This is a genomic window from Sphingopyxis microcysteis (genome assembly GCF_012274265.1).
GTDB lineage: Bacteria > Pseudomonadota > Alphaproteobacteria > Sphingomonadales > Sphingomonadaceae > Sphingopyxis > Sphingopyxis microcysteis.
Genome location: NZ_JAANYY010000002.1, coordinates 1,095,134 through 1,119,474, shown reverse-complemented (window position 1 = coordinate 1,119,474; position 24,341 = coordinate 1,095,134). Strand labels below are relative to the sequence as shown.

At 65.7% G+C, this 24,341-nt stretch carries 19 protein-coding genes; 12 read left to right on the top strand and 7 right to left on the bottom strand.

The window, feature by feature from the left end; genetic code table 11:
• Window positions 1-7: 7 nt before the first annotated feature.
• Window positions 8-1,600: an isocitrate lyase gene (locus G9408_RS05380; protein WP_168453001.1), complete on the bottom strand. Its 1,593-nt coding sequence runs from the start codon at window positions 1,598-1,600 to the stop codon at window positions 8-10.
• Between the two features lie 139 nt (window positions 1,601-1,739).
• Here G9408_RS05380 and G9408_RS05375 point away from each other — a divergent pair, with 139 nt between their 5' ends.
• A complete protein-coding gene (locus G9408_RS05375; RefSeq protein ID WP_168453000.1) occupies window positions 1,740-3,128 on the top strand; it encodes a helix-turn-helix domain-containing protein in 1,389 nt (462 codons plus the stop codon).
• Between the two features lie 171 nt (window positions 3,129-3,299).
• Entirely contained in the window at window positions 3,300-4,592 is a 1,293-nt protein-coding gene (locus G9408_RS05370; protein WP_168452999.1) for an HD-GYP domain-containing protein, read from the top strand.
• Between the two features lie 20 nt (window positions 4,593-4,612).
• Here G9408_RS05370 and G9408_RS05365 read toward each other — a convergent pair whose 3' ends face one another.
• Together G9408_RS05365 and G9408_RS05360 are read right to left on the bottom strand one after the other, a co-directional pair.
• Window positions 4,613-5,329 carry a CPBP family intramembrane glutamic endopeptidase, BDIM_20840 family gene (locus G9408_RS05365; protein ID WP_168452998.1) on the bottom strand — a complete coding sequence of 239 codons (717 nt, stop codon included), beginning with the start codon at window positions 5,327-5,329 and terminating at the stop codon, window positions 4,613-4,615.
• A gap of 107 nt (window positions 5,330-5,436) precedes the next feature.
• On the bottom strand, window positions 5,437-6,471 hold the full coding sequence (locus G9408_RS05360) for a mannose-1-phosphate guanylyltransferase (RefSeq protein WP_168452997.1): 1,035 nt from the start codon (window positions 6,469-6,471) through the stop codon (window positions 5,437-5,439).
• 127 nt (window positions 6,472-6,598) lie between these two features.
• Between G9408_RS05360 and G9408_RS05355 the strand changes: the two genes are divergently transcribed.
• From G9408_RS05355 to G9408_RS05340, 4 genes are read left to right on the top strand one after another with little or no spacing between them, the layout of a single operon-like run.
• Window positions 6,599-7,987 carry a TIGR03013 family XrtA/PEP-CTERM system glycosyltransferase gene (locus G9408_RS05355; protein WP_168452996.1) on the top strand — a complete coding sequence of 463 codons (1,389 nt, stop codon included), beginning with the start codon at window positions 6,599-6,601 and terminating at the stop codon, window positions 7,985-7,987.
• Window positions 7,988-7,989: 2 nt separating this feature from the next.
• On the top strand, window positions 7,990-10,122 hold the full coding sequence (prsK, locus tag G9408_RS05350; protein WP_235957474.1) for an XrtA/PEP-CTERM system histidine kinase PrsK: 2,133 nt from the start codon (window positions 7,990-7,992) through the stop codon (window positions 10,120-10,122).
• Complete coding sequence (prsR, locus tag G9408_RS05345) at window positions 10,119-11,498, top strand: PEP-CTERM-box response regulator transcription factor (protein ID WP_168452995.1); 1,380 nt, start codon at window positions 10,119-10,121, stop codon at window positions 11,496-11,498. The genes prsK and prsR overlap by 4 nt, the downstream gene beginning before the upstream one ends.
• Window positions 11,499-13,343: a tetratricopeptide repeat protein gene (locus G9408_RS05340; protein WP_168452994.1), complete on the top strand. Its 1,845-nt coding sequence runs from the start codon at window positions 11,499-11,501 to the stop codon at window positions 13,341-13,343. It begins immediately after the preceding gene.
• Between the two features lie 180 nt (window positions 13,344-13,523).
• On the opposite strand, the gene G9408_RS05335 is transcribed toward G9408_RS05340, so the two are convergent.
• Both G9408_RS05335 and G9408_RS05330 read right to left on the bottom strand, forming a co-directional pair.
• On the bottom strand, window positions 13,524-13,871 hold the full coding sequence (locus tag G9408_RS05335; protein WP_137869892.1) for a GntR family transcriptional regulator: 348 nt from the start codon (window positions 13,869-13,871) through the stop codon (window positions 13,524-13,526).
• A 71-nt stretch (window positions 13,872-13,942) separates the two neighbouring features.
• On the bottom strand, window positions 13,943-14,524 hold the full coding sequence (locus G9408_RS05330; protein WP_168452993.1) for a nitroreductase family protein: 582 nt from the start codon (window positions 14,522-14,524) through the stop codon (window positions 13,943-13,945).
• Window positions 14,525-14,725: 201 nt separating this feature from the next.
• Between G9408_RS05330 and G9408_RS05325 the strand changes: the two genes are divergently transcribed.
• The 5 genes from G9408_RS05325 to G9408_RS05305 all read left to right on the top strand — a co-directional run bounded on the left by G9408_RS05325 (window position 14,726) and on the right by G9408_RS05305 (window position 20,495).
• Window positions 14,726-16,309 carry a peptide MFS transporter gene (locus G9408_RS05325; protein WP_168452992.1) on the top strand — a complete coding sequence of 528 codons (1,584 nt, stop codon included), beginning with the start codon at window positions 14,726-14,728 and terminating at the stop codon, window positions 16,307-16,309.
• 3 nt (window positions 16,310-16,312) lie between these two features.
• Window positions 16,313-17,722: an amidohydrolase gene (locus tag G9408_RS05320; protein WP_168452991.1), complete on the top strand. Its 1,410-nt coding sequence runs from the start codon at window positions 16,313-16,315 to the stop codon at window positions 17,720-17,722.
• Between the two features lie 128 nt (window positions 17,723-17,850).
• Window positions 17,851-19,122: an amidohydrolase family protein gene (locus G9408_RS05315; protein WP_408021862.1), complete on the top strand. Its 1,272-nt coding sequence runs from the start codon at window positions 17,851-17,853 to the stop codon at window positions 19,120-19,122.
• 148 nt (window positions 19,123-19,270) lie between these two features.
• Complete coding sequence (locus G9408_RS05310; protein WP_168452989.1) at window positions 19,271-19,972, top strand: NnrU family protein; 702 nt, start codon at window positions 19,271-19,273, stop codon at window positions 19,970-19,972.
• Between the two features lie 7 nt (window positions 19,973-19,979).
• Window positions 19,980-20,495: a DUF1003 domain-containing protein gene (locus G9408_RS05305; RefSeq protein ID WP_168452988.1), complete on the top strand. Its 516-nt coding sequence runs from the start codon at window positions 19,980-19,982 to the stop codon at window positions 20,493-20,495.
• A gap of 141 nt (window positions 20,496-20,636) precedes the next feature.
• Here G9408_RS05305 and G9408_RS05300 read toward each other — a convergent pair whose 3' ends face one another.
• Both G9408_RS05300 and G9408_RS05295 read right to left on the bottom strand, forming a co-directional pair.
• Window positions 20,637-21,632, bottom strand: coding sequence for an aldo/keto reductase (locus G9408_RS05300; protein WP_168452987.1), 996 nt, complete (start codon window positions 21,630-21,632; stop codon window positions 20,637-20,639).
• Entirely contained in the window at window positions 21,629-22,879 is a 1,251-nt protein-coding gene (locus G9408_RS05295; protein ID WP_168452986.1) for a dicarboxylate/amino acid:cation symporter, read from the bottom strand. Before G9408_RS05295 ends, G9408_RS05300 begins: the two co-directional genes overlap by 4 nt.
• A gap of 120 nt (window positions 22,880-22,999) precedes the next feature.
• Here G9408_RS05295 and glmM point away from each other — a divergent pair, with 120 nt between their 5' ends.
• Window positions 23,000-24,337: a phosphoglucosamine mutase gene (gene glmM, locus G9408_RS05290; protein ID WP_168452985.1), complete on the top strand. Its 1,338-nt coding sequence runs from the start codon at window positions 23,000-23,002 to the stop codon at window positions 24,335-24,337.
• Window positions 24,338-24,341 lie beyond the last annotated feature (4 nt).

Genomic DNA, 24,341 nt, shown 5'->3' with positions numbered 1-24,341 from the left:
ACTCGTGTCAGGCAGCGAACTGGTTCATCGTATTGTCCTTGCCCGCGGCTTTGAGGGCCGCTTCGCCGGCGAAATATTCCTTGTGATCGTCGCCGATGTCGCTGCCCGACATATTCTGGTGCTTCACGCAGGCGATACCCTGGCGGATCTCGGCACGCTGAACGCCCTTGACGTAGCCGAGCATCGCTTCGTCGCCGAAATATTCCTTGGCGAGATTGTCGGTGCTGAGCGCCGCCGTGTGATAGGTCGGCAGCGTGATGAGATGGTGGAAGATGCCCGCCCGCTTCGCCGCGTCGCGCTGGAAGGTGCGGATGCGGTTGTCGGCTTCTTCGCCCAGCGGCGTCGCGTCATAATCGGCGCTCATCAGCTTGGCGCGGTCATAGGCGCTGACGTCCTTGCCCTCGGCCTGCCAGCTGTCGAACACCTGCTGGCGGAAGTTGAGCGTCCAGTTGAAGCTCGGCGAATTGTTATACGCGAGCTTCGCATTGGGAACGACTTCGCGGATGCGGTCGACCATGCCGGCGATCTGTTCGATGTGCGGCTTTTCGGTCTCGATCCAGAGCAGGTCGGCGCCGTTTTGCAGGCTCGCGATGCAGTCCATGACGCAGCGATCCTCGCCGGTTCCGGGGCGGAACTGATAGAGGTTCGAGGGCAGGCGCTTCGGGCGCATCAGCTTGCCGTCGCGGTTGATCAGCACGTCGCCCGGGTTGCCCGCGCCTTCGACCTCTTCGCAGTCGAGATAGCTGTTATACTGGTCGCCAAGGTCGCCGGGCTCCTTCGAGAAGGCGATCTGCTTGGTCAGGCCCGCGCCGAGACTGTCGGTGCGCGTGACGATGATACCGTCCTCGACGCCGAGTTCCATGAAGGCGTAGCGGCAGGCGCGGATCTTCGCGATGAAATCCTCGTGCGGCACGGTGACCTTGCCGTCCTGGTGGCCGCACTGCTTTTCGTCCGAGACCTGGTTCTCGATCTGGAGCGCGCAGGCGCCGGCCTCGATCATCTTCTTGGCGAGGAGGTAGGTCGCCTCGGCATTGCCGAAGCCCGCATCGATGTCGGCGATGATCGGCACGACGTGCGTTTCATGATTGTCGATCGCGGCCTGCACCTGCTTGGCCTTCAGCTCGTCACCTTCAGCGCGCGCGGCGTCGAGTTCGCGGAACAGGCCGCCGAGTTCGCGGGCGTCGGCCTGACGCAGGAAGGTGTAGATTTCCTCGATCAGCGCCGGAACACTGGTCTTTTCGTGCATCGACTGGTCGGGCAGCGGCCCGAATTCGCTACGCAGCGCAGCGATCATCCAGCCCGACAGATAGATGTAGCGGCCCTTGACGGTGCCGAAATGCTTCTTGATCGAGATCATCTTCTGCTGCGCGATGAAACCGTGCCAGCAGCCCAATGACTGGGTGTAGTTGGCGGGATCGGCGTCATAGGCGGCCATGTCGGCGCGCATGATGCGCGCGGTGTAGCGGGCGACGTCGAGGCCGGTGCGGAACTTGTTCTGCGCGCGCATGCGGGCAACGCTTTCGCCGCTGATGCCGTCCCAGGTGCCGTCATAATCGCGGATGAGGCGGCCTGCCTGCGCCATGTCTTCGGTGTAGCCCATCGTTCGAATCCTTGTGGAGAGGTGATGGGCCGAAGGTGGCGAAAGTGGCGCACAAAGTGAAAAGCTTTGTCAATAATATTTGTAAAATATGCCGTTCTGGTGCTAATTAGCGTGTAAATCAGTAAAGAAAGTTACATCTATGGCTGAGCGACGGGTGTTTGCAGGGGCGGCGGTACGGCGGGCGCGGCGCGATGCGGGGATGACGCAGGCGGCGATGGCCGAGGCGCTCGACATTTCGCCGAGCTATCTCAACCTGATCGAGCATGGGCAACGCCCGCTGAGCGCGACGGTCATCGTCAGGCTGGCCGAACGCTTCGATTTCGATGCCGCCAAGCTCGGGGAAGAAGAGGTGCCGGGCGGGTTGGCGGGGTTACGGCGGCGGCTCGCCGACCCGCGTTTCGCCGACCTGGGGATCGGCGCGCAAGATGTCGAGGAGTGGTTGCAGAGCGCGCCGGCGACCGCCGCGGCCTTTGCGCGATTGTTCGATGCGGCACCCGAAGCGCGCGCCGATGTGTCGCAGGAAGCGCCCGAAGTTGCCGCGGTTCGCCGTGCGATCGAAAAATGGCGCAACCATTTTGCCGACCTCGACGCGAAGGCCGAGGAACTGGCCGACGAACTGCGGCTCGCGGGCGGCGATCTTTACGGCACGATTTCAGAGCGCTTGCGCACGCGGCACCAGCTGGGCATTCGCATCTTGCCGAGCGACGTCATGCCCGACCGGCTGCGCTGGCTCGACTGGCACGCACGGCAGTTGATGCTGAACGAGCTGCTCCGCCCCGCCTCGCGCACCTTTCAGGCGGCGGCGACATTGGCGCAGGTCGAGGCGAAGGGCGAGATCGACGCGCTGGTCGCGGGCGCCGAGTTTGCCGAGCCCGCAGCGGCGCGCCTGTTCGAGCGGCATCTGGTCCACTATTTCGCCGCGGCGCTGATGATGCCGTACAGCCGGTTCCTCCGCGCGTGCGACGCGACCGGCTATGACCTGCTGCTGCTCCAGCGGCGCTTCGGTGCGGGCTATGAGCAGGTCGCGCACCGGCTGACGACGCTCCAGCGCGTCGGCGCGCGCGGACTGCCCTTTTTCATGCTGCGCATCGACCGGGCGGGGCAGGGGAGCAAGCGTTATGCCGGCGCGAGCCAGTCGCCGCTGGTCGATGGCGATGCGCGTTGTCCGCTGTGGGGCGTCCATGAAGCGTTCGCGCGGCCCGGCGAAGTGATCGCCGACCTGATCGAGCTGGAGGACGGGTCGCGCTGGTTCACGCAAAGCCGCAGCGTCGCCGCGCCGGGCGCAACAGGCAGCGGTACGCCCGCGCGCTTTGCGGTGTGCGTCGGCGTCGATGCAAAGGTCGCGGCACCGCTCGTTGCCGCGCGCGGGATCGACCTGATGCGATCCCCCGCGACGCCGATCGGACTCGGCTGCCGCCGCTGTACGCGCACCGGATGCGTGCAAAGATCGATGCCGCCGCTGGGACGACCTTTGCGGTTCCGCGAGGGCGAGCGAGGCGTTAGTGCCTTCGATTTTGCGGGGGATTAGGTCAATTCACCATTTGGGCGAAGGCTGGATATCGCTCGCCGAAACAACGTCCGGGTGACATCGCCAACTACGCTGGCGTGCACACCGACATGGCGCGCCGCATCTCTGATTAAATCGCGTCCCGTTCCGGTCGTTAAGCGACTGTGGCATATGCCATTTGGGACCAGATCAATGCTGCTTCACCTCAAACCCGAGCAAGTCGAGATCGGCATGTTTGTCGATGGGTTCGACGGACGATGGATCGATCATCCGTTCTGGCGCAGCCGGTTCCTGATCGAAACACCCGAGCAGCTGGCGCGCATTCGCGAGTCCGAGGTGACGGCGGTGATCGTCGACCGCAGCCGCAGCCGATGGGCGGAAACCGACGCGGCACGCGAGTTTACCGCCGATGACCGCCGAAAATCGGCGACCGGCCTTGCGCCGCCCTATCGCGGGATCGAGCGTCGGCGCGCGCATATCTTTGCGCCCCCGCGCGAGCGGGTGGTGCGTCCCGCAAGCTATGCCCAGGAGCGCCGCCGCGCCGAGCGGCTGGTCGCGAAATCGAAACAGGCGGTGGTCGACCTGTTCGGCGCGGCGCGGATGGGGCGCGCGGTCGAAGCGCGGCGGATGGCGTCGCTGGCCGAAGCGGTCGGCAAATCGATCACGCGCCAATCGCGTGCGATGATCGACCTGGTGCGGCTGAAGCAGAAGGATGAATATACCTATCTTCATTCGGTCGCCGTCTGTGCGCTGATGATCAATTTTGCCCGCCACCTGAAACTGGACGAGGCCGAGGTGCAGGCATTGGGGGTGGCGGGATTGCTGCACGATGTCGGGAAGGTCGCGATTGCCGACGACGTCCTGTTCAAGCCCGGCAAGCTGACGATGTGCGAACGCAATGCGGTCGAGGTGCATCCCGAAGCAGGCCATGCCTTTTTGATGAAGTCGCAGGATATTCCGGCAGCAGCGTTTGAAGTGTGCCTGCGCCATCATGAAAAGATGGATGGTACCGGCTATCCGGGCGGGCTGGCGGGCGATGAGCTGTCGCTCTACGCCCGGATGGGGGCGATCTGCGACGTGTATGACGCAGTGACGTCGGATCGTCCGTACAAGGCGGCGTGGTCGCCGTGCGAGGCGCTGACCGCGATGCAGGGTTGGGCCGGCCATTTCGACCCGCACCTGCTTGACCAGTTCGCCGACAGCTTAGGGATATATCCCGCTGGAACGCTGGTCAGCCTGTCGAACGGAATGCTGGCGGTGGTCACCGGTAGCGCGGGCGAGACGGGCGCGGCGGTGTCGGTTCGTCTGTTCTTTGACTGCAACCTGCTCGCCGAAGTGACGCCGGTGGACCTGGAAATTGCGCCAACCGATCGAGAACCGCGGATCGTCGGCCGTTCGAGCCCGGGGTTCTGGCGGTTCGACGATTGGGAGCGGACCGTTGATCGCATCCTGACGGCCAGCCTGGACGTTGCGGTGCACCACTAAGCCGACCGCCCGTCCGCACGTTACAGCAACCAGCCAATCGCATTGCCGAAGTTGTGAAGGATAACCGGCAGCAACAGACTGCGCGTCCGCAGCACCAGCCAGACCGCCAGCAGCGACGGGACGGCGGTCAGCGCCATGATAATCGGATCGAACGAGAAAGTGCCATCGGAATAGCCGAAGGCATGCGCCATGCCAAACAGCGCGCACGACAAGAGCGCGCCCCAGCTCCAATCGACGCCAAGAAAACGGATGCGTGCCGTAAATGCCTGCGCCAGCGCGAACAGCAGGGTGCCGCGGTAAAAGGATTCTTCTTCGAACCCCGGCATCGTGAGCTGAAAGGCAATGGCTTCGGGCGATACCGGGTCGCTGGGGAACGCCACGGCCAGCGCCAGAAAGAAGGCGCAATAGAGGATGGCAACGGCGATTGCCGCGCGCAGGCTTCCAGGCTGTTGCCGCAGCGTCAGGCCGACACGTCGCCAGCCAAAGGCAGGGTGAGCGGCGATGGCGAGGGTGGCGATCAGCGCCAGCAACTTGCCCTCCCAGTTCCAGTCGCTGTCGGGCAGCAGCGACGGGATCAGCCCATAGGCGCGGGTGAGCAGCAGATCGTTGAGCAACACGAGCGCCGCGGCGACGCCAAGCCAGCGCGCGGAAAAGGCGCGGCGTTGGCAAAGTCCGATCGCGGCCCCCGCAACAAGCAGGAGCCCGACAATCGCGACGATAGCGATCACCCCGTTCATGATGTCCCCCCGTTGCAACGCGGCACGGGACAGTTAGAAATTCCTGTAGCTTCGTTCAAAGCCGATCGCGTACCGGGTCATGACAGGTGGAAGCGAAGCGGATGCGCTCATTCGCGCGCTTTGGCGGCGACGCGCACGTCTTGCGAACGCGCGAGCGGCATGACGAGGATGTCGTCGCCGTCGACGATCACCGCAACCTGCTCCATCCCGACGAGCGAGACGCGCTTGCCGCCCGCGCGGACGAGGTTGCCGCGGCTGTCGTGCAGGAAAGCGTCGCCGATGACCGCGTTTTCGGCGTCGTCTTTGGGCGCGAGCGCATGGACCGCCTGCCAGCTGCCGAGGTCGGACCAGCCCATTGCGGCGGGAACGACGGCGACGCGGTCGTCCTTTTCCATCACCGCATAGTCGATCGAGTCCGACGGGGCGGCGGCGAAATGCTCGGCGTCGGCGTAAAGCGCGTCGCCGTCGAATATCCCCGCAGCGACGGCGCGATCGGCGGCTTCGAAGATCGCGCGGCAATGGGTGAGCATCGCGTCGCGCATCCGCCCGGCGCGGAACAGGAAGATGCCGGCATTCCAGCTGTAGCCGCCCGCGGCGAGCATCGCTTCGGCATCGGCGAGCGGCGGCTTTTCGATGAAACGATCGACCACAAAGCCGTCGTCGCCCAGCGCCTTGCCACTGGCGATATAGCCAAATCCGGTTTCGGGGGCGTCGGGCGTGATGCCGAAGGTGACGATCCAATCCTGCTGCGCCAATCGCGAGCCCTTGGCGATGGCGGCGTGGAAGGCGGCCACGTCGGCGATCACATGGTCGCTGGGCATCACCAGCAGCAGCGCGTCGGCGTCGGCGCGCGCCACCGCGAGCGCAATCGCGGCAGCGGTGTTCCGTGGCATGGGTTCGACCAGAAGCGATGCCTGGTGCGCCCCCATCCGGTCGCGCACCGCGGCGACATGGCCAGCGCCGCACAGGATGATCGGCGGCGCGAACCCGGCGTCGGGGAGAGTGCGCTGCACCGTTTGCTGAAACAGGCTTTCGGGGCCGGTCAGCGGCAGGAACTGCTTGGCACGCTGGCCGCGCGATTCGGGCCATAGCCGCGTTCCGGCGCCGCCGCACAGGATGACGGGTTGGATCATGCTGGTCATCGCGCCCGTCTATCGCCTTGGGCGCAGCAGGTCATCCCCGATTGCGCGCATCGTGAGTGTAAAATTAACCGACAGTTGACGCCTCGGCTGTAGTATTGGGCGACGCGAAAGGGTTGCCCGTTTTACCATGTTCCGGCTGTTCAAACATTATGTGCCGCACGCTGTCGTCTGGCTGGCGCTGATCGAATTTCTCGCGCTGCTCGGTTCGGCCGAGGCGGCGTGGCACCTTTATGCCAATCAGGCCGCGTTCGACGCCGGACCGCTGGGCGAGCGCTGGTTGCCGCTGACGACCTTTGCCGTCGCCAATTCGCTCGCGATGATGGCGACCGGAATGTACGGCAACGAGGGGCTGCGCTCGATGCGGTTCGCGACCGCGCGCCTGCTCGCCGCGATTTCGCTGGGGGTGATTTTCCTGTCGGTGGTGGGGTTTCTGCTGCCGACCGCGACCTTGTGGCGCGCCAACAGCCTGTATGCGATGATGATGGCGATCGCGGCGCTGTTCGTCATCCGCCTGGTGCTCACGCAATCGGCCGGCGCCGAGGCGTTTCGGCGCCGGATTTTGGTGCTGGGCGCGGGCGCACGCGCGGCGCGGCTGGCGGCGCTGGCGGACGAGCCGGGCAGCGGGCTGGAGATCGTCGGCTTCGTTGCGATGAGCGGCGCCGAAAAGACCGTGGCCAGCGCAGTACCGCGCGATGCGATCCCCAATCTGTCTGATCATGTCGTCGCGCTGCGCGCGGGCGAGGTGGTGTTGGCGCTGGAGGAGCGGCGCAATGCGTTGCCGTTGAACGACCTGCTGCGGGTCAAGACGACCGGAGTGCATGTCAACGACATCGCGAGCTTTATCGAGCGCGAGACGGGACGCGTCGACCTGGCGACGACGAACCCCAGCGGGCTGATCTTCTCCGACGGCTTTTCCGCAGGGCAGCGGATTTCGAAGGTCGGCAAGCGATTGTTCGATATCCTCGCCAGCCTGGTCGTGCTGGTCATTGGGTTGCCGCTGATCCTGCTCGCGGGGATCGCGGTCGTGCTCGACAGCCGCGGGCCGGTCTTTTACCGCCAGCCGCGCGTCGGGCTGTTCGGCGAAACCTATGACATCTACAAGATCCGGTCGATGCGCACCGATGCCGAGGCGGCGGGACAGGCGGTGTGGGCCAGCGAGAATGATCCGCGCGTGACGCGGGTCGGACGGATCATCCGCAAGCTACGCATCGACGAGCTGCCGCAGCTGTGGTGCGTGCTGAAGGGCGAAATGAGCTTTGTCGGGCCGCGCCCCGAACGGCCGAGCTTCGTCGCGGAGCTCGAGCAGAAGATGCCCTTTTATGCCGAGCGGCATATGGTGAAGCCGGGGCTGACCGGCTGGGCACAGATCAACTATCCCTATGGGGCGTCGGTCGAGGATGCGCGGGTCAAGCTGGAATATGACCTATATTATGCAAAGAATTATTCGCCCTTCCTTGACCTGTTGATCCTGCTCCAGACGGTGCGCGTCGTGCTGTGGCCCGAGGGTGCGCGCTGACCATGCTGTCCGGGCTTTCCGAGATTTTGTCGGTGCTGGCGCTGGTCGGCTTTTCGGTCGTTGCGCTGTGGTTGCTGGCGCGGCCGACGGCGCGGATGGCGGTGCTGATGCCCGCGCCGCGACTGCTCATGCTGGCCGCGACCGCGACGGCGCTGTGGTGCGCGGCGCTGGCGATGTTCGGGGCGGGATCATCGCAAGCCTTTGTCGTACAGACGCTGCGCGATCTGGCGATGCTGGGGTGGCTGAGCGCGACCTTCTGGACCGCCGTGGCACCCATGTCGCGCCCGCTGCGCCTGATCCTGCGGATGCTGATGACGATCGCCGTCCTGGCGCTGGTGCTGGGGGCCGCGGCGCATTGGCGCGCCGGGGCAGAGGCGGAGGCGTGGATGGCGCCGACGCTGATCTTTGCGGCGATGGTCGTGGCGACCGGCGGGCTGGTGATCGTCGACAGCGGGGTCCGGCACGCGAGCGCCGGATTGCGGATGCCGGTGATGGCGGTCGCGGGCGGTTTCGCGATGCTGTGGGCCTATGAGCTCAATGCCCAGCTGATCGGGGCGCTGACCGGCAAGCGGGCGCAGGCGCTGATCGAGCTTTTGCCCGCGGTCGTGTTGTTGACGCTGCCCACCTATGTCGTCGCGGCGATGGACATCGGGCGCGAGCGGATGCGCCTATCACGCACCGCAGCGGTGCGGACGCTGATCCTGGTCGGCGGTGCGGCCTATCTGATCGTCATCGGGCTGACGGGTGCGATCGCACGGTGGGTGGGCGGCGATTATGCCGTGCTGGCGCAGGCGGCTTCGCTGGTCGTCGCGCTGGGTGCCGGCGGGCTGCTGATCGTATCGGCGCGGCTGCGCGCCTGGTTGTCGGTGATGATCTCGAAGCATTTTTTCGAGCATCGCTATGATTATCGGACCGAATGGATGCGTTTCACTGCGACGCTGGGGCAGGGCGCCAAGGGGGATGGCGACGCGGATGATCGCAACCTGCACGGCCGCGTCGCCAAGGCGATGGCCGAACTGACCGGCAGCCCTGCCGCGCTGTTGATGCTGCCCGGTGCGGGGGGCAGCTTTCGCGTCGCCGAACAATGGCAATGGCCGGTCGACGTCGAGGGTGAGGAAATGGCGCTGTCGGTGCGATCGGCGTTCATGTTGCAGGAAACGCGGCATATCGTCGACCTCGATGCGCGTCGGCGCGGTCTGAGCGGGGACGTGCCGGACGGCGACGATATGGCGCTTCCCGCATGGCTGCTCTCCGATCCGCGCGCGTGGGTGGTCGTCCCGATCCTGCATTTCCAGCGAATGATCGCGGTCGTCGTGCTGCACCGCCCGCCGGTTTCGCGCGCGCTGGACTGGGAAGATCTGGACGTGCTGCGTATCGCGGGGCAGCAGGCTGCCAGTTATCTGGCGGAATCGCAAAGCCAAGAGGCTTTGTCGGAGGCGCGGCGCTTCGACGAGTTCAACCGCCGCTTTGCCTTCATCATGCACGACATCAAAAATCTGGCGAGCCAGATCGGCCTGCTCGCGCGTAACGCCGAACGACACGCGGACAATCCCGCTTTTCGCGCCGACATGGTCGAAACGCTGAAGATTTCCGCGGGGAGGCTCAGCGACTTGCTGGTGCGGCTGGCCCCCCGCGCGCGCGGGACTGCGGCAGAGGCCGTACGGGTGTTGATCGAGCCGATATTGAACGATGTCGCGGCGGAGGCGCGGGCGCGGCGCGCGCTGTTCGTCGGCTGTCAGGCGGGGCTCGCGGCGTGGGGCGACGCCGCGTCGGTGCGGCAGATCGTGCAGCATCTGGTCGCCAATGCGATCGATGCTTCGGCATCCGATACGCCGGTTCAGGTGGTGGCGGTGTCCGAACATGGCCGCGTGCGCATCGACGTGATCGATCAGGGCAGCGGCATGACGCGCGCCTTCATCCGCGACGAATTGTTCAAACCCTTCGTATCGACGAAAGACGGCGGTTTTGGCCTGGGTGCGTTCGAAGCGCTGAACATCGCGCAGGCCATGGGCGGCGCGATCGATGTCGAAAGCGAGCCCGGCAAGGGCAGCAGCTTTACCCTGTGGCTGCCGCTCGCCGATGCGCGGGACGATGGCGGCAATGCAAACCTGATGATGAAAGTAGCATCGCAATGAGCGACAGCGGCGCCGATATCCGCAAATTGCTGGTGGTCGAGGACGATCCCGGGCTGCAGGCGCAGCTCAAGTGGGCGTATGAGGATTATCAGGTGCTGATCGCGGGCGACCATGACGCCGCGATCGAATTGCTGCGCGCCGAGGAGCCCGAAGTGGTGACGCTCGACCTGGGGCTGCCGCCCGATCCCGACGGGACGCGTGAGGGGTTCCGGACGCTGAGCGCGATCCTGGAGGCGAAGCCCGATACCAAGGTCATCGTCGTGTCGGGGCATGGCGAACGCGCCAGCGCGCTGGCCGCGATCGCGAGCGGTGCTTGGGACTTTTACCAGAAGCCGATCGACATCGACGAACTGGGGCTGATCGTGCGCCGCGCCTTTCATGTCCGCGAGCTGGAAGTCGAAAACGCGCGGCTGGCACAGCAGGGGAGCAGCGACAACCGCGTCCTTGGCGGCATGATCACCGGCGCGCCCGAGATGCAGAAGGTCGCGCGGACGATCGAGCGCGTCGCCGATCTGGATGTCAGCGTGATGCTGCTCGGCGCCAGCGGCACCGGCAAGGAATTGCTGGCGCGCGGGCTGCACCAGGCGAGCAGCCGGCGCGATGGCGCGTTCGTCGCAATCAACTGCGCCGCTATCCCCGAGAACCTGCTCGAAAGCGAATTGTTCGGGCATGAAAAGGGCGCGTTCACAGGTGCGGTCAAGACGACCGAGGGCAAGATCGAACTGGCGCATGGTGGGACATTGTTCCTCGACGAAGTCGGCGACATTCCGCTGCCGTTGCAGGTCAAATTGCTGCGGTTCTTGCAGGAACGGACGATCGAGCGGATCGGCGGGCGCAAAGCCATCGCGGTCGACACGCGCATCGTGTGCGCGACGCACCGCGACCTCGACGCGATGATCGCCGACCAGAGTTTCCGCGATGACCTTTATTACCGGCTCGCCGAGATGGTGGTGAAGATCCCCTCGCTCGCCGAACGGCCCGGCGATGCGGTGCTGTTGGCGCGGCATTTCCTGCATCAATATGCGCCCGCGATGAACCCGGCGGTGCGCGGCTTTGCCCCCGATGCGTTGCAGGCGATCGACGAAGCGCGCTGGCCGGGCAACGTCCGCGAGCTGGAAAACCGGATCAAGCGCGCGGTGATCATGGCCGACGGCAAGCTGGTCGCCAAGGACGATCTCGACCTGATGAACGGCGGGGCGGGCGACGGCGACGAAGCCTGGCTCAACCTGCGCAGCGCGCGCGAGGCGGCCGACCGCGTCGCGATCCGCCGCGCGATGATCCAGAGCGAGGGGAATATTTCCGCCGCGGCCAAGCTGCTGGGGATCAGCCGCCCGACGCTGTACGACCTGCTGAAGCAATATCGGATGCAGGCCTGAATGGGCCTTGGACGTTTCTGGATCGGCGCGCTGCTGGTGGCGGCGACGCTCGCCGGATGCGGCGAAGCCGGTTCGGATGCGCCGCGCGCCGCCCTCGCCGAACGCCGCGCCGAATTGCAGGATGCGATTGCCGATAATCCGCAGGCGATTGCGGAGCGTGTCGAGCTGGCGCGCGTTGCGATCCGGATGGGGGATGGGGTCGGCGCGGAAGCCGCGGTGAACGGGGCACTGGCGGCGGGAGGCAATGCTGCGGCGCTGCGACCGTTGCTGGCGCGCGCTTTTGCGATGCAAGGCGAGGGCCAGCGCGCGCTGGAGACGATCGACGGCGGCGCGATCATTCCCGAGATGATCGGCGAGGCCGCATGGGTCGCGGGCGACGTCCACCTGTCGAACGGCGATCTGGTCGCAGCGCGCGACGCTTATGACCGGGCCGTGCGCGAAATGCCCCGCAATTCGCCGTTATGGGTCGATGTGGCGCGCTTTCGCGACGCCAGCGCCGACACTGCGGGCGCGCGCGATGCGGTCGATTACGCGATCGAACTCGACAAGGGGAACAGCGCCGCATTGGCGTATAAGGCCAATCTGATCCGTACCGAAGACGGGTTGAAGGCGGCGCTGCCCTGGTACGATCAGGCGCTGGCGGCCGATCCGGACAATGCCGACGCGCTGATCGATCAGGCGGCGACGCTGGGCGATCTGGGGCGGTACCGCGACATGCTGGTCGCGCTGCGCCGCGCCGCGACGGTGGTGCCCGGAAATCCGCGCATCTATTATCTGCAAGCGGTGCTGGCCGCGCGGGCCGACAATTACCGGCTGGCGCGCAGCCTGCTTCAGCGCACCCGCGGGGCGATCGACGATCTGCCGGGGTTCATGCTGCTGAGCGCGGTCGTCGAACTGGAGCTCGGCGGCGAGGCGGTTGCGGCGACCTGGGCCGACCGGCTGCTCGTCGAACAACCGAATAATTTTACCGCGCGGCGCATACTGGCGGCGGCGAACTGGGCCGACGGCGATGCCGACGGAGCGATCGAGGCGCTGCTGCCGATCGTCGATCGGCCCGACGCCGACAGCTGGTCGCTGCTGCTGGCGGCGCGGGCGGCAAGCGAATTCGATCGGCGCAGCGAGGCTGCCGACTATTTGGCGCGCGCCGCAACGCTGGCGCGCGGCGAAGCGCCGCCCTTCGCCGCCGATTACGACTATGGCGTGTTGAGCCAGGCGGCCGACGCCCAGCCGCTGAACCCGGGAATCGCGATTCCGGCGATCGGCGCCGACATCCTGCGCGGCAATGGCGAACGGGGCGTAGCGCGCGCGGCGCGGCTGCGCGACGCCAACCGCGGGGTGGCGGATGCACACATTCTGCTCGGCGATGCCGCGCTGGCGAGCGGGCGCTTCGACCTCGCCATACAGGCCTATCGCACCGCGCGCGACCTGGATGCCAGCGAGCGCACGACGCTGCGGCTGGCCAACGCCTTGTTCCGCGCGGGCGATGCGGCGGGGTCGGGTGCCGCGATCCTGGCGCTCCGCGATACCCAGCCGTCGAGCATCGCCGCCGATCGGCTCGCGGGGCATCTGGCGATGGATCTGGCGCATTGGGACGAAGCGATCGGGCATTTCGAGCGCGTACGGCGGCGGATTGGGGATCGGGACGTCGTGGTCCTGCGCGAACTGGCGCGCGCGTGGGCCGCCAAGGGCGATGATGTCCGGGCGCTGGCGCTGATCGATCGGGCGTATCGATTACAGCCGCTGAACGCGGCGATCATGCGGATCTATGCTGATCTGTTGGCGAAGCGCGGCAATGCGCAAGCGGCGGCGGATTTGCGCGACAAGGCGGCGCAGATCGGGCGTTAGGCGTATTGGTGCGTGACGCCAACTCAGGACAAGCTTGGCCGCGAAAACCCCACGATCCCGTTCGTGTCGAGCGAAGTCGAGACACGCGAAGGCTGGTGCTTCCCAAGCGTGTCTCGACTTCGCTCGACACGAACGGAAACCGAGTATGGATTCGAAACCGCCCCTAAGCGCTGAGAGGGATCAAGCCTCGGTCAGGTCCAGCAACGTCCGCGCATCGAGCCCGATGCGGCGCATCTGGTCGGCGACGGGGGGCCACACGTTGGTCAGGAAATCCTCGCGCATCATCGCGCGCAGCCGTTCGGTCGCCCCGGCGGCGACGAACATGCCGACGCCGCGCTTGACCGTCACCAACCCTTCGTCCTGAAACGTCTGATACGCCTTGGCGACGGTTAGCGGGTTGGCGCCTTCATCGGCGGCGAGCGAACGGACCGACGGCAGCATGTCGCCGTCGCGAAAGCTGCCATCGAGAATCGCGTTGGCGATCACGTCGCGCAGCCGCTGATATACGGGTTTGGATTGATCGAGCATGCCGCCTTAATGCCATAAGACAGCAGCACAGTCAAATGCGGGTTGTTACAATCAGGCGACCTGCCGTGTAACTAAATTTCCCAAGGCCGAACAACGGCGTCATATTCGGGTCGTGGCCGCTCATCAAGCTCGCGTGCGGGGGAGCCGAGGAAGAAATAGCCGACGATGCTGTCGCCGTCCTCAGCGCCGAACGCCGCGGCGACGTCGCGATTGTAAGCCGCCCAACCGGTCAGCCAGCTGCCGACAAAACCATGCGCATGTGCGGCGTGGAGCAGGTTCATGCCGACGGCGCCGGCGGACATCTGCTGCTCCCACACCGGAATCTTGCTGCCCGCGACCGGGGTCGAGAGCAACACGAGCAGGCTGGGCGCCTGATGCGCGAACTGGTCGAGCGCCGACAGATCGAGCCCGGCGGCGCCGGGATTCTCTGCCACCCAAGCCGCTTTGAGCAGCGATGCCAAGGCCTCACGCTGGTCGGCGGTGATGGTGACGATGCGCCAAGGCGCGAGCTTGCCATGGTCGGGCGTGCGCAGTGCAAGGGCGATGATGTCGCGCAATTGCGCCGCGTCGGGGCCGGGTGCGACCATGTCGCGTGCCTTGCCCGAACGGCGGCTGGCGAGGTAGGCGCGGAGCGAGGAGGTGTCGTTGAACATGCGCTGTCCTGTGGCCCTTTATGCGGCCTTGCGCAAGTGTTGCGAGCCGTTCGCAATAGAAATGCATGCGGTAGCGTTGGTCCGCCAGAAAGTTTCCGGCGCAATTAGATTCTTCCCTTACGCAATTTTCGCGTTAGGTTGCCGCCCAACCGGGCCGCATCGACGGCACCCAAACCAACAATCTCCAGGGAAAAGTCGCACATGACCAAAGCCTATGCTCAGCCGGGGGATGCCGCAGGAACCTTCCTCGGCCATCCCAAAGGCCTGTTCGTCCTGTTTTTCGCCGAGATGTGGGAGCGTTTTTCCTACTACGGGATGCGCGCGCTGCTCATCTTCTATCTCACCAAGCACTGGCTGTTTTCGGACGGGGAATCGGGCGTCATCTATGGTGCCTATACCGCGCTCGTTTACATCACGCCGGTGCTCGGCGGTTATCTGGCGGACAAATGGCTGGGGCAGCGAAAGGCGGTGCTCTATGGCGCGGTGCTGCTGACCTTTGGGCATTTCATCATGGGATTCGAGGGCGATGGCGGGCAGGATCCCGCCAGCCTGAACATCTTCTGGCTGGCGCTGGCGTTCATCATCGTCGGGTCGGGCTTCCTGAAAGCCAATATCTCGGTGATCGTCGGCCAGCTCTATCCGCGCACCGACGTGCGCCGCGACGGCGCCTATACGATCTTCTACATGGGGATTAACCTCGGCGCCTTCCTCGGTTCGCTGCTCTGCGGTTATCTCGGCGAAACCTATGGCTGGGCCTATGGCTTCGGCGCCGCCGGTTTCGGGATGCTGCTCGGCCTGATCGTGTTCATCTGGGGCAAGCCGCTGCTGCTCGGACGCGGCGAGGCGCCCGATCCGGTCAAGCTGGCCGCGCCCGTGATGGGCATCAAGCTCGAATGGCTGCTCTATCTCGTCGGTCTGGTCGCGGTTGCCGTCTGCTGGTGGATGGTACAGAATCAGGCGATCGTCGGCACGTTGCTCGGCCTCGCTGGCGCGGTACTGGTCGCTTATGTGATTTTCACGGCGGTGGTGAAGCTGCCCCGCGAAGATCGCGACCGCATCTTTGCCGCCATGTTCCTGATCTTGGGATCGATCCTGTTCTGGGCGCTGTTCGAACAGGCGGGATCGTCGCTGAACCTGTTCACCGACCGTTATGTAGATCGCGCCGGGGTTCCGGCATCGGTGTTCCAGTCGCTCAACGCCGGTTATATCGTGCTGCTCGCGCCGCTGTTCGCGGCGCTGTGGACATGGCTTGGTCGCCGCAACATGGAACCGTCGGCGCCGGCGAAATTTGGCCTGGCGATGCTCCAGCTCGGGCTCGGCTTCCTTGTTCTGAAATGGGGTGCCGAAGCGGTTGGCATGGGCGTCGCGACGCCGGTGCTGTTCATCTTCCTGATCTATCTGCTGCACACGACCGGCGAGCTTTGCCTGTCGCCGGTCGGCCTCAGCGCGATGAACCGGCTGTCGCCCGCCCATATGGCGTCGCTGATCATGGGTACCTGGTTCTTTGCGTCGGCCACCGGCAATTTCGCCGCGGGCCTGATCGCCGCCGCGACCGGTTCGGAAAAGGCGAGCGGCGAAGGCGCGGGCAAGGCGCTGGTGCTCGACGTTTACCAGACGATCGGCCTCTGGGCGATCGGCTTTGGCGTGCTGGTCATCCTGGTGTCGCCGCTGATCAAGAAGCTGATGCACCTCGACACGCTGCGCGATGCCGATGAGCTGGCGGGCCAGGGCGAACTCGGCGAGCCGCAGGCCGCGGGTGTCCATCCCGAACCCAAGGGGGCGTAATCCATGATCCGTGGTGTGAAGGGCAGCCTGCTGGCTGCGGTGTCGCTGGCGCTCGTCGGTTGTGCGGCGACCGGCAAGGAAACGGCTTCGGCGGGCGACAAGCCCGCCACCGCCGAAAAGCCGGTCAAGTTCAACAAGGACCCCTATCCGTCGACCTATCGCCCCTATGGCGGGCGGCCGACCGCGGTGCGCGGGGTCACCATCTTTGATGGCGAGGGCGGGCGGATCGACAATGGCGTCGTGCTGTTCGCAGGCGGCAAGGTCGAGGCGGTCGGCGGCGCCGACACCGCGATCCCGACGGGCTATGACGTGATCGACGGCACCGGCAAGTTCGTCACCCCCGGCGTCATCGACATCCACAGCCACCTTGGCGACTATCCGTCGCCCAGCGTTGATGCGCATTCGGACGGCAATGAGGCGACCAGCCCGACAACCCCCGAAGTATGGTCCGAACATAGCGTCTGGCCGCAGGATCCGGGCTTCAGCCGCGCGCTCGCTAATGGCGGCGTGACATCGCTCCAAATCCTCCCCGGCAGCGCGAACCTGATGGGCGGCCGCTCGATCACACTCAAGAATGTGCCTTCGCGCACCGTGCAGGGGATGAAATTTCCCGGCGCGCCCTATGGCCTCAAAATGGCGTGCGGCGAGAATCCGAAGCGCGTCTATGGCGGCAAGGGCCGGATGCCCTCGACCCGCATGGGCAATTTTGCGGTCAACCGCGCGACCTGGCAGAAGGCGGCGGCGTACAAGAAGAAGATGGACGACGGCAAAGCCGTCGATCGCGATCTGGCGATGGAAACGCTCGCGGGCGTGCTGTCGGGTGAAATCCTGCTCCACAATCATTGCTACCGCGCCGACGAGATGGCGCTGGTGATCGATATGTCGAAGGAATTCGGATACAAGGTTTCGACCTTTCACCACGCGGTCGAAAGCTACAAGATCGCCGACATATTGGCGAAAGAAGGCATCTGCTCGGCGATGTGGGCCGACTGGTGGGGCTTCAAGATGGAAGCCTATGACAGCGTCAACGAGAATATTCCGATGGTCTATAAGGCCGGGGCGTGCACGATCGTCCATTCGGACGACGCGAACCAGATCCAGCGCCTGAACCAGGAAGCGGCCAAGGCGCGCGCCGCGGGGCGCCGCATGGGGATCGACGTCAGCGACGAGGTGGCCTGGACCTGGCTGTCGCTGAACCCGGCGAAGGCGCTGGGCATCGGCGACCGGACCGGCAGCCTGAAACCCGGCAAGATGGCCGACGTCGTGCTGTGGAACGGCAATCCGTTCAGCGCCTATACGCGGCCCGAAAAAGTGTGGATCGACGGCGCGCTGATGTTCGACGCCAATGATCCGAAACGGCGACCGGTCAGCGATTTCGAGCTTGGCCAGCCGGGCGAAGGAGATGTGAAATGAAGTATCTCCTGAACGCTATCTCTCACCTCCGTTCGTCCCGAGCGAAGTCGAGGGACGCGAAGCCTGGCGCAGACGTGTCTCGACTTCACTCGACACGAACGGGGTTGGGGGGCGCACTGGTTGCAGCCTTGGTCCTGGCTGCACCGGCTACCGCCCAAGACATCGCGATCACCAACGCCAAACTCGTCATCGGCGACGGCAGCGCGCCGATCGACAGCGGCACCGTCGTCGTGCGCGGCGGCAAGGTCGTGGCCGCAGGCGCGGGCGTTGCGGTGCCCGCCGGGATCGAGCGGGTCGACGTGGGCGGCCGCTGGGTCACGCCGGGGATCGTCGCAGCGTTCAGCCGCGTCGGGCTGGTCGAAGTCGATGCGGTCGGCGGCACCAACGATCGCAATGCCCCGCGCACGCGCTTTTCGGCGGGGCTCGACATCGCGCCCGCGCTCAACCCGATGGGATCGCCTGTCGCGGTCAATCGCGCGGCGGGAGTCACGCGGGCGATCGTCGCGCCGGGGGGCAGCAGCAACTTGTTCGCCGGGCAGGGCGCGGTCGTCGATCTGGCCGACGACATGGACATGGTGACCAAGCCGCGCGCGCTGCAGTTCGTCGCATTCGGCGAGGATGGATCGGCCAAGGCGGGCGGCAGCCGCGCCGCGACCTTCCTGCTTTTCCGCGAACAATTGCTCGCGGCGCGCAGCTACGCCCGCAACCCCGCGTCGCGGGCAGAATGGGGCAATGACGCGATGATCCAGCGCGCCGATGCCGATGCGCTGGTGCAGGTGATCAACGGGACAACGCCGCTGTTCGTTCGCGTCGATCGCGCCGCCGACATCGTCAACGTGCTGAAGCTGCGGCAGGAGTTTCCGGCGCTGAAACTGGTGCTGGTCGGGGTGACCGAGGGCTGGATGGTGGCGCGCGAGCTGGCGGCAGCAAAAGTGCCGGTGCTGGTGTCGCCGCTGACCGACCTGCCGTCGAGCTTTGAACAGCTCGGCGCGACGCAGTCGAACGCCGGACGGCTGAAAGCCGCGGGCGTCGACGTGTCGGTCGGGGTGTTCGACGACGATGATGCGCACAAGATGGGCTATGCCACGCAATATGCGGGCAATCTGGTCGGGCTGACGCGTGTGCCGGGTGCCAGCGGGATGACCTGGGATCAGGCGTTCGCGTCGATCAGCAGCGCACCCGCGCGCGCGGTCGGGATGGAGGGCAGCATCGGGTCGCTGCGCCCGGGGCGCGTCGGCGACGTTGTCGTCTGGGACAATGATCCGCTGGAACTGGGCAGCCGCCCGACCGCAATCTGGATCGACGGCAAGGCGCAGTCGCTGACGACGCGGCAGGATCGCCTGCGCGATCGTTATGCGACGCCGCAGGAAGGCGCGTTGCCCAAAGCTTATGACCGCTAAAACCCTGCGTCATCCCGGCGAAGGCCGGGATCTCACCGGCGCGTTATAGCGTGAGGGCGAGATCCCGGCCTTCGCCGGGATGACGATCATGGGGTAATGCGCGTCGATGTGTTAGGGTGCCGCGGGATAGGCAGGTGAGGGGCTTTCCATGCAACCGATGTCGCTTCTGATCACAACCTGCGCGCTGTTTGTCGGCTCGCACCTCGCGCTGTCGCATCCGCTTCGCGCCGGACTGGCCGGTCGGCTGGGTGAGCGGGGGTTCCAGATCGTCTATTCGATCGTCGCGATCGCCACGCTGATCATGGTCGTTCAGGCTTGGCGCGGGATGCCGCCCGAACCGCCGCTGTGGGCGGTCGGCGACGGATTGTGGATCATTGCGTCGCTGATCGTGCTGTTCGCGAGCATTCTCTTCATGGGATCGCTGATCGGCAATCCGGCCCTGGCCGCTCCGGGCGCGGCGGAGGCCGCCCAAGCCCCGCCGCGCGGCGTGTTCGCGATCACGCGGCACCCGATGATGTGGGGGTTTGCGCTGTGGGCGATCGCGCATGTCATGGTGATGCCGACGCCGGGGCAGATCGTGCTTTCGGCCACCATCGCCTTCCTCGCGCTCGTCGGGTCGGCGGGACAGGACGTCAAAAAGGCGCGGCTGATGGGCGAGGCATGGCGCGGCTGGGCCGCACGGACGAGCTTTGTGCCCTATGCGGGGCAGCTTTCGGGCAAGGCATCATGGGCCGAAGCGATCCCGCGGCCGCACGCCCTCTTTGGCGGAATAGTGCTTTGGATTGCCGCAACCTGGGCGCATGGTGCGCTTGGCTATATGGTCGCTGGAATATGGCGCTGGACCGGATAGGGGACGAATGAACGCGGAGATGCATCTCAACGACTTGTCGCTGCGATTGCTGGGCCGCGCATTCGATGATCTCGATCCGGAAGAAGGCCGCGTAGTTGAGGCGATCGCCAAGCGCGCGCCGAGCAGCCGCGACGCCGCCGACATGGGCGATGCGCAGGCCAGCACCGGCGATCGGCTCGCCGACAAGGTCGCGGCGGTCGGCGGGTCGTGGGGCTTCATCATCGTGTTTGCGCTCGTGCTGCTCGGCTGGATGTTGCTCAATTCGGAAGTGCTCGAGCGCTGGGGCATGGCGTTCGATCCTTATCCGTTCATCTTTCTGAACCTGATGCTCTCGACCCTCGCCGCGGTGCAGGCGCCGATCATCATGATGAGCCAGAATCGGCAGGCGGCGAAAGACCGGCTGACGGCGAGCGTCGATTACGAGATCAATTTGCGCGCCGAGCTGGAGATCATGCGGCTGCATCACAAAATCGATGCGTTGGTCGAGAAGGTTGAGGGATTGGGCGGGCAGGTCGCCAGCTAATCCTCCCTGTGGCGAAGCCATGGGGAGGGGGACCGCTTGCGAAGCAAGTGGTGGAGGGGCCGCGACGTTGGCGCTATCGCCCCTCCGTCAGCGCTTCGCGCTGCCACCTCCCCATCGCTGCGCGACAGGGAGGATTGGTTATTACAACCGCACCATCCGCATGCCCATTTCGCCATAGCGCGGGCCGCTGGTGCCGCCTTTGGGCGCCGCAGCTTCGATTGCAGCAAGGTCGTCGGCGGTCAGCGTGACGTCAGCGGCGCCGACGCTGTCCTCCATTGTTGCGCGGCGCTTGGTGCCGGGGATCGGGACGATGTCGTCGCCCTGCGCGAGCAGCCACGCCAGCGCGACTTGCGCCTTTGACACGCCATGCCCGTCCGCCACCGCGCCAATGGCATCGACGATCGCCAGATTGGCGGGCAGGTTTTCGTCCGAATAGCGCGGATCATTGCGGCGCCAGTCATGCTCGGGCAGTTCGTCGCGGCTGCGCACCGCCCCCGCGAGGAAGCCGCGGCCGAGCGGCGAATAGGGGACAAAGCCGATGCCATTCTCGCGGCAGACGCCCAGAATCTCGTCCTCGATGTCGCGCTCCCAGATCGAATATTCGCTTTGCAGCGCGGTGATCGGCGCGGCCTTGGCGGCGCGGCGCAGCGTTTCGGGGCCGGCTTCGGACAGCGCGATGTGCCGCACCTTGCCTTCGTGGACCAGCTCCATCATCCCGCCGACGACTTCCTCGATCGGGATCGAGGGATCGACACGGTGCTGATAGAAAAGGTCGATCGTGTCGATGCCGAGCCGCTGGAGCGAGCCTTCGCACGCGGCGCGTGCGTTGGCGGGCGAGCCGTCGACCCCGACGATCGCCTTGCCGTCGAATTTGAAGCCGAATTTGGTCGCGATGATCAGGCCGTCGCGCTTGCCCCTGATCGCCTGCCCGAGCAGTTCCTCGTTCGAGAACGGGCCATAGATTTGCGCGGTGTCGAAGAAGGTGACGCCAAGGTCGATCGCGCGGTGAATGGTCGCGGTCGATTCGTCCAAGTCGGCGGCCTCGCCATACAGGATATTGCCGCCTTTGATCATCGGCATGCAGCCGATGCCGATCGCCGACACTTCAAGGCCGTGGCCGAGCTTGCGATATTTCATGGCGTCTCTCCTGTCGGTTCGGGCTCCTCGACCCCATCGGCGGCAAATTTGGTCGCGGCGACGTCGCCGACGACATTGCCGAGGGTGCGGAAAATATCAGGAAAGGTCTCGACCGCCACCAGCAATCCGAGCGGGGCGACGGGGACGCCCATCGACACCGCGATCGGCGCGATCGAGGTGACGAAGCTGATCGACCCCGGCAGGCTGACCGACGAGAGCGCGGCCGCCATCGCGACCGCCAGCCCGACCGCCATTTCCCACGGGGTGAGCTCGACCCCGAACAGCCACGCGACATAGACGACGACCGCAAGGTTCATCGCCGGGCTGGTAAAGCGGAAAAGCGCGACCGCGAGCGGCAGGACGACGTCGGCTTTCTTGGGATCGACGCCCAGCGCTTCCGACGATTTGAGCATCGCGGGCAAGCTGGCGAGCGAGCTTTGCGTGCTGATCGCGACCGCCAGCGTCGGGACCATCGCGCGGATGAAGCGCGGCAACGATATGCCGACGACCAGCCAGGCGAGCAGGAGACCAAGAATGAGGCAGCTGACCCCGATCCCCATCAGGATGAGCACATAATGGATCAGCCCGCCGAACGCCGCGAGTCCCGCCTTGACCGCGAGCGCATAGCCGAGCGCAAACACCCCGATCGGAGCGAGCGCGAGCACCCAGCCGATGACGATCAGCATCGCGTCGCCGAGCGCCTTGAAAAAGCCCGACAAGGTTGCGCGCTGCGCTGGCTCGAGCTTGGTGATCGCAAAGGCGAATATGGTCGTAAAGACGATCAGCGGCAGGATAGCGGTATCGGCGGCGGCGGCGATCGGATTGGTCGGGACCAGCGAAAGGAGGAAGTCGCCAAAGGTGGGCGACGGCCCTGTCTCGGTCGTACCGCCAAGCCCGCTCCGCAGTGCCTCGGCGGCGCTGGCCGAAAGCGGGAACAGGCGAAGCAGCAGCGGCGTCATCAGGAGCGACATCGTTCCCGACAGCGCGATCGCGCCAAGGAAGATCATCACCGCGCGCGCTGCAAGCTTGCCGGCGCGCGCGGCGTCGGCGGTCGCGGTGATCCCGGTGATCAGCAGCGCGACGACGAGCGGGACGATCGTCATCTTTAGCGCGTTGAGCCAGAGCAGCCCGATCGGTTCGATATAGGGGAGCGATGCGGTTCCCGCGGCGGGCGCGATCACTTCGATCGCGATCCCCAGCAGCATCCCGGCGACCAGCGCCGAGAGGATGATCCATGCCGATTTCAAGCCATATTCTCCCGGTGATATTCGTGGCCAGCTTGCCAAGCAATTGGCGGTGACTTAGGGCCATCCGGAACAAGCCGGGCAGGCATTGGTCTGACCCTCGGCTTAAGTAGCAGAGGTGGCATGCGCAAGTTTTTCGGAACCGACGGGATTCGCGGACTGACCAATCAGGTTCCGATGACCGCGGAAGTCGCGATGCGCGTCGGCATGGCGGCGGGCGCGCATTTCCTGCGCGGCGACCACAAGCATCGCGTCGTGATCGGCAAGGACACGCGATTGTCGGGCTATATGCTCGAAAACGCACTGGTCGCGGGGTTCACCAGCGTCGGCATGGACGTCGTGCAGGTCGGCCCGATGCCGACCCCCGCGATCGCGATGCTGACGCGCTCGATGCGCGCCGACCTCGGCGTGATGATTTCGGCGAGCCACAATCCCTATCAGGACAACGGTATCAAGCTGTTCGGCCCCGACGGCTACAAGCTGTCGGACGAGGACGAAGCGAAGATCGAGCATCTGCTGGCCGTGCAGCCGACGCTGGCCGACGCCGGACATATCGGCCGCGCCAAGCGGATCGACGACGCGCGGGGCCGCTATATCCACGCGGTGAAGCAGAGCCTGCCCGAATCGGTGCGCCTCGACGGGCTGCGCATCGTGCTCGATTGTGCCAATGGCGCGGCGTATAACAGCGCGCCGACGGTGTTCTGGGAATTGGGCGCCGACGTCGTCGCGATCGGCGTCGAACCCAACGGCACCAACATCAACAATCAATGCGGATCGACCGCGCCCGCGCTGCTCCAGGAAACCGTCGTCGCGAGCGGCGCCGACATCGGCATCGCGCTCGACGGCGACGCCGACCGGCTGATCGTGGTCGACGAAAAGGGGACGATCGTCGATGGCGACCAGATCATGGGGTTGATCGGCGCGAGTTGGGCGAGGCAAAGCCGGCTGAAAGGCGGCGGCGTCGTCGCGACGGTGATGTCGAACCTTGGCCTCGAACGCTTTCTCGAGGGCGAGGGGCTGCGGCTCGAGCGCACCAAGGTCGGCGACCGCTATGTGCTCGAACGGATGAAGGAGGGCGGGTTCAATGTCGGCGGCGAACAGTCGGGGCATATGATCCTGTCCGACCATGCGACCACCGGCGACGGCACGCTGGCGGGGCTGCAGGTATTGGCCGAGCTGGTCGCGTCGGGCAAGCCGGCGAGCGAATTGCTGCACCAGTTCGACCCGGTCCCGCAGCTTTTGAAGAATGTTCGCTTCGCGGGTGGCAAGCCGCTCGACGACAAGCATGTCATCGCGGCGATTGCCGAAGGCGAAGCCGCGCTCAATGGCCGCGGACGCCTCGTCATCCGGCCTTCGGGCACCGAGCCGCTGATCCGCGTGATGGCCGAGGGCGACGATGCCGGACAGGTCGAGCAGGTCGTCGACATGATCTGCGATGCAGTGCGCGCCGCGGCAGCGTAAATAT